Source organism: Anaerovibrio sp., assembly GCF_051866355.1.
Taxonomy (GTDB): domain Bacteria; phylum Bacillota; class Negativicutes; order Selenomonadales; family Selenomonadaceae; genus Anaerovibrio.
On the sequence record NZ_JBJDWZ010000158.1, the window covers coordinates 1 to 1,612 of the forward strand.

Genomic DNA, 1,612 nt, shown 5'->3' on the forward strand with positions numbered 1-1,612 from the left:
GGGATGTATAGAGGCATAGCTAAGATGTATTTTGATGAGTGCGATTTGAGTTTTGAAGTTTGGAGGAGTTTTGCTTGAGTAATCAAGAAAACAAGGCAGAAAAGGTTGAGCAGCAGGAGTATACAATAAAAATTATTCCTCACAAGGGCGCCAATGTACACAGTATACATCTACCGGAGCGGTGGATAAAGTACGGGATTGCCTCCCTGGCTGCTGGCGCGGTGCTGCTGGCAGGCGCTTTCGGTTATTCCACCTATAGCAGTTATTCCCTGCGGAATGAGGCGGCGCAGATTGAAAGGCTGCAGCAGGTAAACAATGTCCAGCAGGAACAGCTTTTGCAGCTTTCCAAGAAGGCCAACAGCCTGCAGAACGAGCTGAACGAGCTGAGCCAGGTGGAGATGGAGCTGCGGCAGATTACCGGCGTTGAAGGCGGCAGTGCGGAGGAGCCGAGCGGCAACGGCGGTGACGGTACTCATAATGGGCAGGGCGGTCCGGTGGGGCAGAACCTGCAGATTGAGGATGTCAGTGCCGTGCTGGATGATCTGGAAAAGCGGGTGGCTGCCAGAAAGGCCAGTATTCAGCAGCTGCGGGAGGCCATGAAGCAGCAGCAGGAGCTGATTGCCTATCAGGAGAGCGTCAATGCATCTACTCCTTCCATCTGGCCTGCCAGCGGCGATGTAAGCTCCCCTTACGGTCTCAGGTGGGGTGGCTCCGACTATCATCCGGGCATTGATATTGCCAACGATTGCGGCACGCCGATTGTGGCAACTGCCGATGGCGTGGTGACAGATGCCGGCTGGAACAGCGGCGGCTACGGCAACATGGTGGACATTGAGCATGGCAATGGCTATATGACGCGTTATGCCCATGCGGAGTCAGTAGTGGTATCCCCGGGCCAGACGGTCAAGAGGGGACAGGTGATTGCCTACATGGGCAGCACCGGCTACAGCACCGGTCCTCATCTTCACTATGAGGTGCGTGTAAACGGCAAGCCGGTAAATCCGGTAGGATATTTATAATAGTTGAGGAGAAGATGTATGTTTGGCAGTATTCGTAAACAGGTTGATGAGACTATCAGCAATGATATTGAAACCATTATTGGCAAGAATACGGTTATCAAGGGGGAGATTGTCGGTGGCGGCAATCTGCGCGTAGATGGCACTGTCGATGGCGGCATTTCCATTGACGGCTGTGTAATCATTGGTGAAGCCGGTACTGTAAACGGCGATATCAAGGCGGTCAACCTCAATATTTCCGGTCAGGTAAACGGCAACGCAGATATTGCGGAGAACCTCTCCATCGCGGCCAGCGGCCAGCTGATAGGCGATGTCAAGGTGGGCAGCTTCAACATTGCCCAGGGGGGCGTCTTCAAGGGACGCAGTGAGATGTCCACAAGAACGCGGACGGAAATGGCAACAGAGGATTGACAGCCGGCGGCTGTGCTTACGGTTGCAATTATGGCAGTTGTGGTTGCAGTCACAGCTGCAATTGCCGTAACGATAGTATTATATAGCTGGAGCTTTCAGGCTGCTGTATAACCGTGCAGGTATGCAGCAGCCTTTTTCTATGCTGTATTTGGTATTGTAATGCCTTGTGAAAGAATAAAGTATAT

At 52.7% G+C, this 1,612-nt stretch carries 2 protein-coding genes; both read left to right on the plus strand.

Annotation, left to right across the window (positions count from 1 at the left end):
- Positions 1-74 precede the first annotated feature (74 nt).
- Positions 75-1,019: a M23 family metallopeptidase gene (locus tag ACI3UA_RS08225; RefSeq protein ID WP_439724332.1), complete on the plus strand. Its 945-nt coding sequence runs from the start codon at positions 75-77 to the stop codon at positions 1,017-1,019.
- 18 nt (positions 1,020-1,037) lie between these two features.
- Positions 1,038-1,427 (plus strand): bactofilin family protein, encoded by a 390-nt coding sequence (locus ACI3UA_RS08230; protein WP_439724333.1) that lies wholly within the window; start codon positions 1,038-1,040, stop codon positions 1,425-1,427.
- The last annotated feature ends 185 nt before the right edge of the window (positions 1,428-1,612 follow it).